This window comes from Sphingomonas asaccharolytica NBRC 15499 (assembly GCF_001598355.1).
GTDB lineage: Bacteria > Pseudomonadota > Alphaproteobacteria > Sphingomonadales > Sphingomonadaceae > Sphingomonas > Sphingomonas asaccharolytica.
The window spans coordinates 18,640-34,617 of sequence record NZ_BCYU01000007.1 but is presented as its reverse complement, the minus strand read 5'-3'; the positions used below and the strand labels follow the sequence as shown (position 1 = coordinate 34,617).

13 protein-coding genes are annotated in these 15,978 nt (G+C 64.4%); 3 read left to right on the top strand and 10 right to left on the bottom strand.

Annotated features, from left to right (window positions below; translation table 11 throughout):
* Positions 1-25: 25 nt before the first annotated feature.
* A complete protein-coding gene (locus tag SAS01S_RS02980) occupies positions 26-454 on the top strand; it encodes a nuclear transport factor 2 family protein (protein ID WP_245656728.1) in 429 nt (142 codons plus the stop codon).
* 64 nt (positions 455-518) lie between these two features.
* Here SAS01S_RS02980 and ligM read toward each other — a convergent pair whose 3' ends face one another.
* From ligM to SAS01S_RS02940, 8 genes are all read right to left on the bottom strand, one after another.
* The gene (ligM, locus tag SAS01S_RS02975) at positions 519-1,922 is read right to left on the bottom strand and encodes a vanillate/3-O-methylgallate O-demethylase (RefSeq protein WP_066804591.1); all 1,404 of its coding nucleotides are present in this window, start codon (positions 1,920-1,922) and stop codon (positions 519-521) included.
* Between the two features lie 397 nt (positions 1,923-2,319).
* Positions 2,320-3,222: a bifunctional 5,10-methylenetetrahydrofolate dehydrogenase/5,10-methenyltetrahydrofolate cyclohydrolase gene (locus SAS01S_RS02970; protein ID WP_066804588.1), complete on the bottom strand. Its 903-nt coding sequence runs from the start codon at positions 3,220-3,222 to the stop codon at positions 2,320-2,322.
* A complete protein-coding gene (locus SAS01S_RS02965) occupies positions 3,222-3,986 on the bottom strand; it encodes a glutathione S-transferase family protein (RefSeq protein ID WP_066804586.1) in 765 nt (254 codons plus the stop codon). The genes SAS01S_RS02970 and SAS01S_RS02965 overlap by 1 nt, the downstream gene beginning before the upstream one ends.
* A 56-nt stretch (positions 3,987-4,042) precedes the next feature.
* Positions 4,043-4,915, bottom strand: a complete 873-nt coding sequence (locus SAS01S_RS02960; protein WP_066804583.1) for an amidohydrolase family protein — start codon at positions 4,913-4,915, stop codon at positions 4,043-4,045.
* 99 nt (positions 4,916-5,014) lie between these two features.
* Positions 5,015-7,108, bottom strand: coding sequence for a PQQ-dependent dehydrogenase, methanol/ethanol family (locus SAS01S_RS02955; protein WP_439646827.1), 2,094 nt, complete (start codon positions 7,106-7,108; stop codon positions 5,015-5,017).
* Between the two features lie 88 nt (positions 7,109-7,196).
* Positions 7,197-7,946, bottom strand: a complete 750-nt coding sequence (locus SAS01S_RS02950) for a glutathione S-transferase family protein (RefSeq protein WP_066804576.1) — start codon at positions 7,944-7,946, stop codon at positions 7,197-7,199.
* The gene (locus SAS01S_RS02945; RefSeq protein ID WP_066804573.1) at positions 7,943-8,719 is read right to left on the bottom strand and encodes a glutathione S-transferase family protein; all 777 of its coding nucleotides are present in this window, start codon (positions 8,717-8,719) and stop codon (positions 7,943-7,945) included. The genes SAS01S_RS02950 and SAS01S_RS02945 overlap by 4 nt, the downstream gene beginning before the upstream one ends.
* A gap of 71 nt (positions 8,720-8,790) precedes the next feature.
* On the bottom strand, positions 8,791-11,310 hold the full coding sequence (locus SAS01S_RS02940) for a TonB-dependent receptor (RefSeq protein ID WP_084238445.1): 2,520 nt from the start codon (positions 11,308-11,310) through the stop codon (positions 8,791-8,793).
* 270 nt (positions 11,311-11,580) lie between these two features.
* On the opposite strand from SAS01S_RS02940, the gene SAS01S_RS02935 reads away from it, so the two are divergent.
* Positions 11,581-12,372, top strand: coding sequence for a CmcJ/NvfI family oxidoreductase (locus SAS01S_RS02935; protein ID WP_066804567.1), 792 nt, complete (start codon positions 11,581-11,583; stop codon positions 12,370-12,372).
* Between the two features lie 93 nt (positions 12,373-12,465).
* Complete coding sequence (locus SAS01S_RS02930; RefSeq protein WP_066804679.1) at positions 12,466-13,788, top strand: MFS transporter; 1,323 nt, start codon at positions 12,466-12,468, stop codon at positions 13,786-13,788.
* 62 nt (positions 13,789-13,850) lie between these two features.
* Here SAS01S_RS02930 and pobA read toward each other — a convergent pair whose 3' ends face one another.
* Together pobA and SAS01S_RS02920 are read right to left on the bottom strand one after the other, a co-directional pair.
* A complete protein-coding gene (pobA, locus tag SAS01S_RS02925; RefSeq protein ID WP_066804551.1) occupies positions 13,851-15,029 on the bottom strand; it encodes a 4-hydroxybenzoate 3-monooxygenase in 1,179 nt (392 codons plus the stop codon).
* The gene (locus SAS01S_RS02920) at positions 15,026-15,976 is read right to left on the bottom strand and encodes a Gfo/Idh/MocA family oxidoreductase (protein WP_066804549.1); all 951 of its coding nucleotides are present in this window, start codon (positions 15,974-15,976) and stop codon (positions 15,026-15,028) included. Before SAS01S_RS02920 ends, pobA begins: the two co-directional genes overlap by 4 nt.
* Positions 15,977-15,978 lie beyond the last annotated feature (2 nt).

The following is a 15,978-nucleotide window of genomic DNA, read 5'->3' as shown; positions in this document are numbered from 1 at the left end:
GGCCGAAGGAAAGGAACGCTCGGCAATGACCCAAGGCGTTGACACGGATAGCGTCCGCGGAATGTCCGCGGCGGATCGGCGCGCGATCGAATGGGACTGCGCTCGGCTGATCAGCCTCTATGCTCAACTCAATGACGCCGCGCGCTGGGACGACGTCGCCGCGCTCTACGCGCCGGACGGGCTCATGACCCGGCCGACCGCGCCAGACGCGCCGATCGTCGGACGGGATGCGATCCTCGCCGCATTCCAGGCGCGGCCGCCGCGCACGACGTATCACGTCTGCTCGAATATCGTTATCACGGTCGAAAGCGCGACGCGCGCCCACGGCAGCAGCGCGATGCTGCTGTTCACCGCGGCGGACGCGCCGCCGCTGGTTGGCGGGTTCCGCGACATATTCGTCCTGACCGAGCAAGGCTGGCGCTTTGCCGAGCGTCGCGGCTCGCTCGCCTTCTGACGGTCGGCGGCGCTCTGGGCGGCTCACTGCGGGGCAGCTGCCCATGGTCTATCGATAACGGGAATCACGCCGTCTGCGTGGTGCGCCAGCCCTCGTGATAGGTTTCGCGCGCCACCCGCGAATAGGGAATTGGGCTGACGATGGCGCGGACCTCGATCTGCTTGTGAGGCTCGACGGTGGTCTTGCGCGTGCCGCCATTTTCCTCGCCCCACACGACGCGGACTTCACTGCCGACCGGCACTGACGGGTCGATCGTGGCGAGGCTCAAGGCCTGCTTCTCGTTATAGCTATAGCCGGTGAACATCGACAGACCGATCGTCCCGCCGCCGGCATCGACCACGCGATCGTAATTGGATGAGGCGTAGTTGGCGAGCGGCACGTCGAAGAACTTGTACTGCTCGCCATCGGGGTCGAACAGCGACGCCATGATCTTGGCCATGTCCTCCGGATGCCAGGCGAGCGTCACTTTCTGGCGCTGCGCGGCGGGGTCGAGCCCTTCCAGCGCCTCGCGGCCATGGAAGTCATGATCGAACTTGACGAACGGGCCATAGCCCAGCTCCCACGGGTTGAGATAATAATCCTCGATCCGCTCGGACACGAAGCTGCCGCCGATCGAACCAGTCGCCTCATAACTGTCGGCACCCAGCCACTCGCGATAGTCCTTGAGCTTGTCGCCGGTATAGATGGCGGGCAGCGGGGAGGGGATCCAGCCCGATTCGAGCGTGTTCGACGGGTAGGCGCGGCTGCCGCACGGCACGATGCCGAATTCCTTGCCCGCCTCCAGGATCGCGGCCCTGATCTCCTCCTGTTCAGCATAGGGACCCCAGATTTCGAGGCCCGGTGCGCCCGACATGCCGTGGCGCAGCGTACGCACCTCGCGGCCGGCGATCGTCATCGTGCTCATGTTGAAGAATTTGAGCTTCTCGAGCGGACCGCCGTTCAGCTTCTCGATGATCGCCCAGGCGCTCGGTCCCTGGATCTGGAACCGCCAGACCGAGCGGGTGACCGGCTTCCCCATCGGGCGCATCGGCGAACGGTCGTCGAGCTCGACATCGACGTCATAGCCGCCGGTCGCGGCGTGATAGCGCAGCCAGTTCGACGCCGGCGCGCGGCCGACGTAACAGAATTCCTCCGGCGCCAGCCAGAAGATGATGCCGTCGCCGATGACATGGCCATAAGGCGTGGTCGGCACATATTGCTTGGCTTTGCCGACTTCCCAACCCTTGGGCGAGTTGATCATCGTGTCGGTGAGCAATTTCAGCGCGTCTTTGCCGCGCAGATACAGGTTCACCATGTGGTGCGACTGGTCGAACAGCACCGCCGAATGCTGCCAGGCCCATTGTTCGGATCGCCAATTGTGAAATTCGGGCGCGACGACCGGATAGACATAGGCGCCGAGCTGCGAATTGCGCAGCATCTCGACGATATTGCCTGTCCGCTGCAGCACGGTTTCCAGATTGTCGGCCATCGATCCACTCCTGTTTTTCGGTCAGCCGCCTGTCGCGGCCGCGTTGTTCCAGCGCTTTGCCCGCCTCTGCCGGGCGGCAAAACCTGACGCCAATCATAGGAAAATATGTATGCAAGGCAAACGAATTTATCGCACCGTCAAATCGGCTATCCAGCGCTGCGGCCGTGAGTGTTGCTTATTTGTTGATCGCCCGAGTCGAGGGCTCACGGCAGTCGCCGACAGGTCGTTGACCATCCCGATGGCGTGCTGATCCCGTCATCCCAACATACTCCCGTCACCCCAGCGAAAGCTGGGTCTCTGGCGGTGATGCGATACTGCTTGAGACCCCAGCTTTCGCTGGGGTGACGAGTGAGGGAAACAGATCGCTTTAAGCACAACGGCTTATTTGGTTCTCAACCTACGCGAGCCAGGCTTTTTCGGCGACTGATCGCGGGACGGATCGCCGCGCTTCGGCGCGCGCGCGGGCGGCGGTCAGGGTGTTTTCCATCAGGCAGGCGATCGTCATCGGCCCGACCCCGCCGGGCACCGGCGTGATCGCCCCCGCCACGTGCAGCGCTTCCTCGAACGCGACGTCGCCGACGATGCGGTGGCCGCCTTCGGGCTTGGCGACGCGGGTCGTTCCCACGTCGAGCACGATCGCGCGCGGCTTGATCCAGTCGCCGCGCACCAGCCCGGGCTTGCCCACCGCGCTGACCAAGATGTCCGCGCCGCGGCAGATGAACTGCGTGTCGCGGGTATGGATGTGGGTCTGGGTCACCGTGGCGCGCGCATCGAGCAGCAACGCCGCCATCGGCTTGCCGACGATGTTCGAGCTGCCGATCACGACGGCGTGGCTGCCGGTGAGGTCGGGCACGAGCGAACGGATGATCTTCATGCAGCCGAGCGGTGTGCACGGGATCAGACCGCCCGATCCCTGGCTCAGCCGGCCGGCATTGAGCGCGTGGAGGCCATCGACGTCCTTTGCCGGATCGACCGCCGCCATCACCCGCAAGGTGTTGATGCCATCGGGCAACGGCAATTGGACGAGGATGCCGTCGATCTCGTCGCGCGCGTTGAGCGCAGCGATCTCGGCGAGCACGCGATCCTCGGTCGTGTCGGCCGGGAGCAGGATGACCTCGGCGTTGAAGCCGATTTCGCGCGCGCGCTTGACCTTGCCGTTGACATAGACGTGGCTGGCTGGGTCGTCGCCGGCCAGGATCACGGCCAGTCCCGGCGCGCGATCGAGCGAGGCCATGCCCGCGCGGACATCTTCCACCACCTTGCGGGCGAGCGCGCGTCCGTCGACGATCTCCGCCAGCATCAGCGGGCGTGTCCCGACCAGGTGCGTAAGCCGGGTTCGGTATGGTCCGGCATCGTCAGCGCCTGCTGCATCGCTGGACGCACCGTCACGCGATCGCGCCACTCGACCAGCCGCGGTGCGCGTTTGGCGATCTCCATCTCGGGGAACATCCGTTCGACCATCATGCCGCAATGCGAATAGAAGTTGATGTCGGCAAGCGTGAAACTTTCGCCGGCAAGCCAGGGATTGCCATCGAGCTGCCGTTCGACCTTGTCCACCGCATATTCGATCTTCGCGGTCGCGTCGGCCAACTGCTGCTCGGAGAAGCCCGAGCGCGCCGCCATCCATTTCCTGCGCTGGTCGGGCAGGGGGATGCGCTCCATCAGTTGTTCGAACTCGCCGGCCGCGATCTTGCGCGCGATCAGACCGACGAGACGATGCCAGCCGTGCATGGAGACGTGGTTCATCACATGCTCGTCGACGAACTTGTTCCAATAACGCATCCGCGCATTGCCCGCGGGCGTGTTCGGCCGGAGCGGCGGCGCATCGGGAAAAGCGTCTTCGAGATATTCGTTGATCACCGTGGAATGCGTCACGATCGTTCCGTCATGATCGAGCACGGGCACCTGGCCTTCGGGGTTGATCGCCAGGAACCAGGATTCGTGCTGTTCGAACTTGTGGAGGTTGACGTAGATGCTCTCGAACGGAAGCTGCTTCTCGAACAACGGCGCCATCGACTTGAGCGAATTGGCCAAAGGTTCGGCATGATAGAGTTTGAGTGCCATCGGCCTGCTTTCAAAGGATGAGCATGTAGGGGTGTCGGAAGGTGCGTCGGCGCGCTTCATCCTAGGCCGAGCACGCGCACCGCATTGTCCTTCATGATCAGCGGCAGCACCTCGTCGCGGAACCCTGCTTCCTTGGCTGCATCGATCCATTTCTCGGGACGAATCAGCGGCCAGTCCGAGCCGAACATCATCTTATGCTTGAGCTGGGTGTTGGCGTATTGGATCACTTGCTTGGGGAAATATTTGGGCGACCAGCCGCTCAGGTCGATGAAGACATTGTCCTTGTGCAGTGCCATCGACAGGCTCTCGTCGGTCCATGGCCAGCTCGGATGCGCCAGGATGATCTTCATGTCGGGGAAATCGACCGCGACATCGTCGACCAGCATCGGCTGGCCGTACTTAAGGCGGACGCCGCCGCCACCGCGCATCCCGGTGCCCATGCCCGAATGGCCGGTGTGGAAGATCGCCGGCAAGCCATATTCGGCGATCACTTCATAGATCGGATAGGCGACACGATCGGCCGGGTGGCAATCCTGCATGATACCGTGGAATTTGAAGCCCTTGACGCCGCAATTCTCGACCAGGTCGCGCGCCTCGCGGGCGCCGAACTTGCCCTTGCGCGGATCGATCGAGGCGAACGGAATGACGATGTCGGCATGCTGCCCGGCCAGCTCGGCGATTTCGTAATTGCTGATCCGCTTGGCACCGATGCCGCTCTCGCAATCGACCGTGAACAGGCAGAAGGCGATGTTCTGCGCGCGGTAATAGTCGATCGTCTCGGGGATGGTCGGCCGCTTGCGATCGGCCTTGAAATAGGCCGATGCCGCGTCGAAGAACTTGGCCATCACCGGATCCTCGGGGTCGTGGCACGACACCTCGGCATGGACGTGGACGTCGATCGCGACGACCTTGCTGGGATCGATGGGCATGAACTCTCCTCAGACGCGTTGCGGCCTGTCGCTAGCGGGCGACGCAGCGCGACGGCGCATAGCGGTTATTGTACGCCATGGATACAGTATGGCGATGCTTCACTGTTTTCCGGTCGCCTTTTCCAGCGCCTTGTCCTCATTGGCCCGCTTGATGACATAGGCACGGATCGTCTCGATCTCCTCGGGTGTCATCACTGCCTTGAAGCTGACCATGCCATTGTCCTTCAGCGCACCCTCATAAATGATCTGGCGCCAGGTCGCGGCGTCGTTGAGCGCGCCGCTATGGCGGAGGTCGGGGACGAGGCTGCCGGCAACCGCCGCGTCGCCGTGGCACGTGCCGCAATAGCGTCCGAACCGTTCGCCGCCGGCGGCGATGACCGCGTCCGGTGCGGTGGAGGCCGGAGGATCGAGCGGCGTCTGGTTGAGCGGCGGTGCTGCTGGCAAGGTCGCCGATCCGTTGAGCTTGAACACCAGCAGCCGGCTGATGTTGCGGCTCGGCCCGCTCTTGTCCGACAGCACGCCTGGTGCGAGCGCCCAGATGCCGCCCCAGCCGGCCAGCACGGCGACATATTGCTCGCCGCCGATCGAATAGCTGATCGGCGCGGCGATCACGCCGGTCTGGGTCGGGAAGGACCATAATTTGCGGCCGTCCGCGGCGGCATAAGCGGCGAACTCGCCCGTCGCATTGCCCTGGAAGACCAAGCCGCCGGCCGACGCGAGCAGCCCGCCATCCCAGGGTCCCTTATAGGATACGCGCCAGCGTTCCTTCTGCGCGACCGGATCCCAGGCGATCAGCGCGCCGGTCGTCGCCTGCGCCGCCGCGGCGCGGATCTGCGGATTGGCCGGCATCGCCGCGGCGCCCATGTCGACCCCGACGTTGAAGCCCAGCTTGGCGGCCTTCCAATCCTTGGCCGGGAAATAGGGGAAAGCGGCCAAATTGGTCGGAATGAAGACCAGGCCGGTCTTGGGATCGAACGCCATCGGCTGCCAGCTATGCGCGCCACCGGCGCCGGGCGAGCCGATGAACGGTTTGCCGGTCTTATAATAGCGCGCCTCGGGCGTTTCGATCGGGCGGCCGGTCTTCATGTCGATCCCGGTCGCCCAATTGACCGGCACGAAATTTTTGGCCGAGATGAGCTTACCGTTGGTGCGGTCGAGCACGTAGAAGAAACCGTTCTTTGGCGCCTGCATCAGCACCTTGCGCTTCTGTCCGTTGATGGTGAGGTCGGCGAGGATGATGTGCTGCGTCGCGGTGAAGTCCCAGCTGTCGCCCGGCGTCGTCTGATAATGCCAGACATAGTCGCCGGTCTTGGGCCGGATCGCGACGATCGACGACAGATAGAGATTGTCGCCTTTGCCCTCCGACCGATAGGCCTGGTTCCAGGGTGAGCCGTTGCCGACGCCGATATAGAGCAGGTCGAGCGCGGGATCATAGGCCATCGAGTCCCAGACGGTGCCGCCGCCGCCCTGTTTCCACCATTCGCCGAACCAGGTCGACGCGGCCTTGTTGAGGTAATCGGGTTGCTGCTCGGTGCCGGGCTGGGCAGGGACGGTGTAGAACCGCCAGCGCTGCGCGCCGGTTTGCGCGTCATAGGCGGTGACATAACCGCGCGCGCCGAATTCGGCACCGCCATTGCCGATGATCACCAGACCATCGATGACGCGCGGCGCGCCGGTGATGGTGTAGGACTTGCTCTGGTCGACCGTGACCACCGACCAGACCGGTTTGCCGGTGGCGCGGTCGAGCGCGACCAGCCGGCCGTCGAGCGTGCCGACGAACACCTTGTCGCCCCATGCCGCCACGCCGCGATTGACCGCGTCGCAACAGGTCTTGACCGACGTCTCGCGCGGCACCGCGGGGTCATAAGACCAGAGCAGCTTGCCGGTTTGCCCGTCATAGGCCTTGACCATGCTCCAGGCGGTCGAAACGTAGAGCGCGCCATCGACGAACAACGGCGTCGCCTCCTGGCCGCGCGCGGTGTCGAGGTCGGCGGACCAGGCAAGTCCGAGATTGCCGACATCGCCGGTGTCGATCGCGCTCAACGGGCTGAACCGTTGTTCGTCATAGGTGCGGCCGGTCGAGAGCCATTGGTCGGGTGCCGCGGCGGTAATACGCGCCGCGTCGACGCCGCCTTTGGCCACGAAACCATCGCTGCCACCGTCGCGGCTGCAGCCGGCAGCGGTCAACGCCATGCTGGCTGCGAACAGGGCTATTAGATTGGTACGCTGCAGTGCCGAAGCCATTCGGTGCCTTCCTCCAAAGATGACGATCGACGCGCGATCAACCCCAGCGATTGATCTCGGGGCCGGGAGCCCAGATGCGTTCGGGCGCTGCGCTGGTCGCCATGCCGAGCGCGCGCGCCACAGCGGGCCGGGCTTTGACCCGCGCCAGCCAGGCGGCGGTGCGCGGGCGGCCGGCAAAAGCCTCGGGAACGAGCTCGGTCATCCCCGCGAGCCAGGCATAGCTTTCCAGGTCGGCGATCGAAAATGCATCGATCAGCCAGTCGCGGCCGTCGCTCAATTCGCGCTCGATCCGTTCGACCGCCTGAACGATCTTGTCGCGGCTGTCGGCGCGCCTGGCATCGTCGATCTTGCCCGCCACGGCATCGCTCCAGCGCTCGGCGAGATCGACACTCGCTACGCCCTGCGGCACGTGCGCGGGCGGATTGGCCTCGACCCCCAGATAAGCCGCGGCGGGCGCTACGCGTTCGACGATGTAGCGGCACCAGGTCATCATCCGCCAGCGATCATAGGGGTCGCTCGGCCGCAAATCCGGGCCGGGTCCGACATCGTCGAGATAGCAGGCGAGGAACACGCTGTCCGCCATCGGGATGCCGTCGACCACCAAGACGGGACCTTCGCCCTCGATCGAATGATCCACTTCCATCGCCCGCGGCACGTCAGTGCCGTGCCGCGCGCCCGCGGCGAGATCGATGCGCTCGAGCGCGGCGTCCGCGCCTTTCTCGAACAATGCCGCCAACACGGTCAGCGAGGGGCCGTTGGGTTCGCCGTGATACAGGGTGATCGTCATGCCGGCTCCCCCTCCAGGATCGTGACGCGCCTGGCCATGTCGGTGCGGCCGAGTGCCCAGCACGATTTGGTCGCTGGCCGCGCATAGATCGCCCGCAACCAGCGCATGATATAGGGCGTTAGCTCGTCATTGGACAAATGCGGCTGCGACAAAGGCAGCGCGTACGCCAGGTTGAAGCCATTGATGTCGGCAAGGCTATAGCTGTCCGACGCGAGCCATTCGCGCTGCCCGAGCGCTTGTTCCAGCAGGCCGATACCGGCCGCGACGCGGCGTTGCGATTCAGCCATCTCTTCCGCCGAAAACGCGCCGCTGATCGCCTTGCGCCAGGCGATCCGGCGTTCGGGCAGGGGGATGCGTTCGATCGCCGCGTCGAGTTCCGCCGGATCGCGGCTGCGCACCGACGGTCCGACGAACACGCTCCAGCCGATCATCGAGAAGCTTGGCGCGAGCCATTGGTCCATGAACTTCATCCACCAGCGCACGCGCCAGGCATCGACGGCGGAGTCGGGCATCAGCCGCGGCCCGGCGAATGCCTCATCGACATATTCCATGATCGCGGTCGATTCGGTCAGCACCAGGTCGCCATGGGTCATGGCGGGGATCGTGCCGAGCGGGTTGATCGCGAGATAATCGGGCTTGTGCTGGTCGAAGTTCAGCAGGTCGAGATAATGGCTGTCGAACGCCACGCCCTTTTCAAACAGGGTCAACATGGGCTTGCCCGAATTGGCGTTGGGTTCCCAATGATAGAGAGTGACGCTCGGTGTTTCCGCCATTTCGCTTCGTTCCTCGCGATGCGCGGCAGGGACGGTCGCACCATCCCCGCCGCGTTCGCCTCGTGATTGCCTCAGAACTTCTTCTTGATCGTCACCGCGAACTCCTGCGGAGACCCCGGCCTGCCCTTGCGGAAGCCGGCGCCGGCGCCGCGCAGATCGAAGATCGTCAGCAGATAATATTTGTCGAACAGGTTCTGCGCCTCGAGCGAGACGCTGAGGTCTCCCGTCTCATTGGCCCAGGTCAGCCGCGCATTGACCAGGGTATAGGAAGGGATGAAGTTCAGGATTCGCGTCGTGCCGATCACGGTCGGCCCGGTAAATTGCTTGTCCTGATAGGTCATGTCGACGCGCGGCGTGATGCTGCCGGCGCTGCCCATCTCGATCTTGTACTGGGCGCCCGCGCTGAACTTCCACGGCGGCACGGTCGGCGGATCGCTGGACAGGACGCCGCCCGGGTTGGTCGGATAGGCCGCCGCCGGATTCAGGCTGCTCGCGTCATATTTGAACGAGAGATAGCTGAGCGACGCGTCGATCGCCAAACCCTGGACCGGGAACAGCGACAATTCGGCCTCGAACCCCTTGATCTTGCCAGCCCCGGCATTGAGCCGCGCGGCACAGGGCGCGGTTGGACAGGTAAGCACCGGGATCTGGATATTGGTATAGTCGTTGATGAACCCGGCGACGTTGAAGCGGAGCTTGCGGTCGAACAGGTCGCTCTTGAAGCCGACTTCATAGGCGCGCAGCTCTTCCGGCTGGAAGGAGATCACCTGCTGCGCGTTGAATGGCCGCGGGTTGCTGCCGCCGCCCTTGAAGCCGGTGGAGAAGGAGGCATAGACCATCAGCTCGGGCGAGAAGCGGTAATCGGCCGCGATCCGATAATCCCAGCGCTTGGCGCTATATTTGGCAGTCAGTCCCGACAGCGCGGTGACGATTTCGCTCGTATTGCCGTTGCCGTTATAGTCGCGCGTGTCCGGCCCGGAATACCCAACGCCGTAAACCGCGCCGACCGGATCGAGGAAGGCATTGACCGTGCCATTGTAATTTAGGCGGTAATAGGTCTGGTCCTTGGACTCGTCGGTGTAACGGACGCCGCCGCTGAGTGTGAAGCCGTGGAAAGCTTCCCAGGACAGATGCGCGAAGAACGCCTTGGCCTCGGCTTCGGTCGGGTCGGGCTGGAGGAATTGCAGCGGGATCACGACGTAGCGCAGATCCTGCTGTGAATCGTAGACCGACTTCTGCTTGAAGTAGTAACCGCCGACGGTCAGATCGATGCCCTTGGCCAGCTTGGCGCTCAGCCGCAATTCCTCGCTCAAGCTCCAGTTCTTCAACCGATTGCGACCGAAGCCGATATTCGCCGGCGACAGGTCGTCGTCCGAATCGAACCGCGTGTCGAACTTGCGATAGCCGGTGATAGACGTGAGCGAGATGGCGTCGCTCAACCGGTAGTTGATCTGGCCCGAAACGCCCCAGCCGTCGTACAGGCTGCGATCGTTACCCTGGGTCGCCGCCATGGGGACGCCGGGCGCCACCGGTCCCGCCCAGGTCGCCGCCGGCTGCCCCACCGTGATGTAGTTGCAGAAGCGCCCGCAGATGAAGCGGCTGTCATACGGCACTCCGGGCGCCGCGTTGACGTTGCCGTTGTTGACCGTCTGGACCGCCAGCAGCACTTCGCCCGCGATCGTGTGTTCGTCATGCGTATAGTCGCCGATCACCGTCACATCGAGCTTGCTGCTCGGTTCCCAGCGAAGGATGCCGCGCACCGCCTGATAGCCGATGCCGCCGAGCTTATCGATCTTGCAATGGCCGGCCGGTTGCGTCGCGGGAACCCCGCTGCCTGGGTTGGCACAGCCATAGTCGATCCGGTCGACGAAACCGTCCTGTTGTTTGAACACGCCGGAGATCCGCCCGAACAGGGTGTCGGTCAGCTTGAAATCGGCGCCGGCGCGCAGGCCGATCCGATTGCGCGAGCCGTAGGTCGCCTCGACATAACCGCTGGTCTCGCCATTCGGCATCTTCGAATAGAGCTTGATCGCGCCGCCTTCGGAATTGCGCCCGGACAAAGTGCCTTGCGGGCCGCGCAATATCTCGACCCGGTCGACGTCGAGCAGGTCGAACACCGCGCCGGTCAGCTGCGGATAATAGACGTCGTCGATATAGATGCCGACACCCGGTTCATAGGCCGGGTTGAAGTCGTTCTGACCGACGCCGCGGATCGAGGCGGAGATCGAGGGACCGAACGACGCGCCTTGCGGCTTGAGCGACACGTTGGGTGCCGCGTCAGCCATCTGGGCGAGGTTGGTCTGATTCTTCGCCTCGAGCTGGGCGGCATTGACCGCGGTGATCGCAAGCGGCGTGTCCTGCAACCGCTCCTTGCGGAACTGCGCGGTGACGATGATGTCCTGCATGCCCGAGGCGTCGTTCTGGGCCTGCGCCTCGGGCGCCGGCGGCGCCGTCGTTTGCGGCGCCGGAGCCGTGGCCGGCGACGAGGCATTCGCATCCTGGGCCTGGGCCGGTGCGGCGCACAATAATCCCGCCGCGGAAACGCTGGTCAACAATGCCAATGAGGCGTGCGAACGAATAGGGTTCTGCATCGTATGTCCTCTCCTGAAACGGTGTGGCCTCGCTTTCCCTCCCGGAAAGCGTGCCGCCCGTGCGCACCTTCATGGGTGCGTATTGTTAGTAGGACATACGATTGATCGCTTGACAAGGAGTAGTGAAACTACCCCTATAACCGCCACTCTTTTGCCTTTGGGCGGATGATGTACGCACTGCATCGCGTTCACGCTAAGCGCTTCATGCTGCGCAAAAAGATCGTGACCCCGGCGGATCGATGGTGGGGCCGTTTGAGGAGAGAGGACTTGATGCAGGTCGCTATCAACTACGTCGCCCGTAGTGGGGAGCGCATGTGCTATTTCGCCAATGATTCGAGCCGCGACACGGTCGCCCTCGATCCACGGCCGATGGCGATCCGCAACGCACGGGAATTGACGACGACGCTCGACGGCGAAGGGTTCGCGCTGGTGCGGCATCGCAGCATGGTGACCGATTTCGCCGACGCGGCGGAAGTGGGGCGTATCCATCCAGAGGAAATAGCCGACTTGGTCCGGCGCGTGTCGGGGGCGGACGACGTCGTCGTGACCGGGACGGGTGTATTGCGCTTCGCCGAGCGGTCGACATTGTCCGGCGCGCTGGACAATTCCAGGCCGGCGCGGTTCGCGCATGTCGACGTCTCCGACACGACCGCGGTCGCGTTCGGCGCGCGATCCCTGCCCGCCGGTGCCGGAGAGCCGCGGCGAGTCGTTCATTACAATGTCTGGCGGGCGATTTCGCCGGCGCCGCAGGATGTGCCGCTTGCCTTGTGCGACGCGCGCAGCGTCGCGCCCGGCGACCTGTTGCCGGCGGACGCGATGTTCGATCGGGATGGAGAAATCATGTGGTCGTTCGAGGGCCTGGTGGTCGCGCATTCTCCGGAGCATCGCTGGCATTGGTTCGCGGACCTGTCGCGCGACGAGGCGATCATTTTCAAGACCAATGACAGCGATCCCGATCGAGCGCATTCGGTGCCGCACGTCGCGTTCGACGATCCGCGATGCCCGGCCGATGCCGTGCCGCGAGCGTCGATCGAGATGCGCGCGATCGCTTATTGGTACTAGCTATGTCGGCCCGCCGCGCGACGCCTGTGGAAACGTGCTCGAAACGGCCTTATTATTCGTTTGTGTAACATATAAATATTCTGGGAGGGGATGATGCCGACATTTGGCCAACAGGATCCGCGGATCACGATCGACGAGGCGCCGATGCGCGCGCTCCAGATCGCGGCGGTGGCGATTACGGTCGGGCTGAACGCGCTCGACGGTTTCGACGTCCTGTCGATCAGCTTCGCCGCACCGGGCATCGCTACCGAATGGGGTATCGATCGCGCCGCGCTCGGCGTGGTGTTGTCGATGGAATTGATCGGCATGGCGGTGGGATCGATGCTGCTCGGCGGCGTCGCCGACCGGATTGGGCGGCGGCGGACGATCCTGGGCTGCCTAGTGGCGATGGCGACCGGCATGTTCATGGTCACCACCGCGCACGACATCATCACCTTGTCGGTATGGCGCGTGATCACCGGGCTCGGCATCGGCGGCATGCTCGCCGCGATCAACGCGGTCGCGGCCGAGTTCGCCAACCGGCGCCGCCGCAATGTCTCACTCGCGATCATGGTGATCGGCTATCCGATCGGCGCGGTGCTGGGCGGCTCGATCGCCGCCCAATTGCTCAAGGGAAGCGATTGGCGCGCGGTGTTCGAATTCGGCGCGATCGTCACGGCCTGCTTCGTGCCCTTGGTCTGGTTCTTCGTCCCCGAACCGATCCAGTTCCTTATTTCGCGCCGGCCTCCCGGCGCGCTCGATCGGGTCAATAAGACGCTGGCGCGGATGGGTCACGCGTCGGTGGAGTCGCTTCCCGAGCCTTCGCCGGACGAGGACCGCGCGTCACTGACCGATATCCTGAAGCCGGGGCTGCGGAGCATCACGCTGCTGCTGACGCTCGCTTATTTCGCGCATATCGTCAGCTTCTACTTCATCCTGAAATGGGCGCCGAAGATCGTCGTCGATCTCGGCCATGCGCCGGCCCAGGCGGCTGGCGTGCTGGTCTGGGCGAATGTCGGCGGCGCCGTCGGCGGTGCGATCTTCGGGCTGTTCGCGCAGCGCTTCGCGTTGAAGCCGATGACGATCGGCGTGCTGCTGGTGTCGTCGGTGATGGTCGCCCTGTTCGGCGCAGCGGGTGTGCGCTCGCTGTCCGGTCTCGCCGCGCTTGCCTGCGCCTCCGGACTATTCACCAACAGCGCCGTGGTGGGGCTTTATACGATCTTCGCCCGGGCATTCCCGACCCATGTTCGTGCGACCGGCACCGGCTTCGCGATCGGCATCGGGCGGGGCGGAGCGGCGCTGTCGCCGATCGTGGCGGGCCTGTTGTTCAATGCGGGCTTGCCGCTGGCGGGTGTCGCGATCGCGTTGGGTGCGGGGTCGCTCATAGCGGCGCTCGCGCTGGCGCTGGCCAAGCTGCGGCTGGACGAGGCCAAATAGTTTGTTTGGCATACATTCTGGGGAGGTGGCCGACGCGACGGCACTACCCCCGGAAGGTGATCTTAAAGCGGCAATCCCACGTAATTTTCGGCGATCGCGGTCTGCATCGCCGGCGATCCGGCGAGATAGTCGAGCTCGGCCTGTTGCATCCGGCGCTCGAACGCGCCGTCCTCGGGAAAGCGGTGCATCAGCTTGGTCAGCGACCAGCTGAATCGCTCCGCTTTCCAGATGCGGGCCAGCGCCCTGGTTTCATAGTCCCGCAAGCCGCTCTCGTCGCCGCGCTTGAAATAGCCGATCAGCGCATCCGACAGATAGGCGACATCCGATGCCGCGAGGTTCAACCCCTTGGCCCCGGTCGGCGGAACGATATGCGCGGCGTCGCCGGCCAGGAACAAGCGGCCGTAGCGCATCGTCTCGAAGACATAGGATCTGAGCGGCGCGATCGACATTTCCAGCGCCGGGCCGCGGGTCACCGGACGCTCGGCAAGCGGGGCGAAGCGCCGTTCGAGTTCGTCCCACAGCCGGTCTTCCGGCCAATCGCCCAGCCGTTCGCTTGACGGCACCTGGATGTAATAGCGGCTGCGCGTCGGCGAGCGCATCGACGCGAGCGCGAAGCCGCGCTCGCTGTTCGAGTAGATCAACTCGGGATGGCACGGCGGGACATCGGCGAGGATGCCGAGCCAGCCGAACGGATATTCCCGTTCGAAGACGCGCTCCGGGCCGGCCGGAATCGCCTTGCGCGACGGTCCGTGAAAGCCGTCGCAACCGGCGATGATCGCGCAGTCCACACGATGGACGATCCCATCCTTCGTATAGCTAATCGAAGGGGTGTCACTGTCGGGATCGTGGATCGCGACCTCGCCTGCCTCGAACACGATCTCCAGCTGCCGATCGGGAGCCGCCGCGATCAGGTCGCGCGTCAGTTCGGTCTGGCCATAGACGACGACGTGCTTGCCGGTCAGTCGCGCGATGTCGATACGGATGACGTGCTCGCCGTCGGCCAAGTTGAAGCCTTCTTCGCGCATGCCGTGCGCCTTGAGACCGGCATCGATGCCGAGCCGCTCCAGCAGCTCGGTCGTCAGCGTCTCCAGCACGCCCGCGCGGATGCGGCCTTCGACATGCGCGCGGGTCTGGCGCTCGACGATCAGGCAGTCGATCCCCTCGGCGCGCAGCAAATGGCCCAGCAACAGGCCGGCCGGTCCCCCACCGATGATCGCGACCTGCGTTCGCCGCGTGGTCACGATCCGGCGAGCTGCTTTTCGAGCGCGTCGAGGATGCGGTAGCACGGCATGACCTGCGCCACGCTGGCATTGGGTTCGCGGCCTTCGCGGATAGCGGCGACGAATTCGCGGTCCTGCAACTCGATGCCGTTCATCGACACATCGACCTTGCTCACGTCGACCGGCTCTTCTTTGCCGGTGACGAGATCATCGTAGCGCGCGATCCACGTGCCGTTGTCGCAGATATAGCGGAAGAAGGTGCCGAGCGGCCCGTCATTGTTGAAGCTCAGCGACAAGGTGCAGATCGCGCCGCTCTCGGCCTTGAGCTGGATCGACATGTCCATCGCGATGCCGAGCTCGGGATGGATCGGCCCCTCGACCGCGTTCGCCTTGACGATCGGTCCCGCCTGATAGGCGAACAGGTCGACCGTGTGCGCGGCATGGTGCCACAATAGATGATCGGTCCAACTCCGCGCCTCGCCCTTGGCATTGATGTTCTGACGGCGGAAGAAATAGGTCTGCACGTCCATCTGCTGGACGGCGAGGTCGCCGGCCGCGATCTTGCGGTGGATATATTGGTGCGAGGGATTGAACCGCCGCGTATGGCCGACCATCGCGATCAGGCCGGTTTCCTGTTGCTTGCGCAGGACCGCTTCGCCGTCGGTCAGAGTGTCGCACAGCGGAATCTCGACCTGCACATGCTTGCCCGCGTCGAGGCATTGCAGCGCCTGGCTGGCATGCATCTGGGTCGGCGTGCAGAGAATGACCGCGTCGAGCCCCGGCTGGTCGAGCGCCTCGGCCAGTTCGGTGGTGGCATGGCCGATGCCGTATTTGGCGGCGATCGCCTGGGTCGACTCCAGCCGCCGGCCGACCAGCGAGATCACCTCGACCCCGTCGATCTTGGCGAGGCCGTCCAAATGTTTCTCGCCGAAAGCGCCGGCGCCGGCGAGGGCGATACGAAGCGTCAATG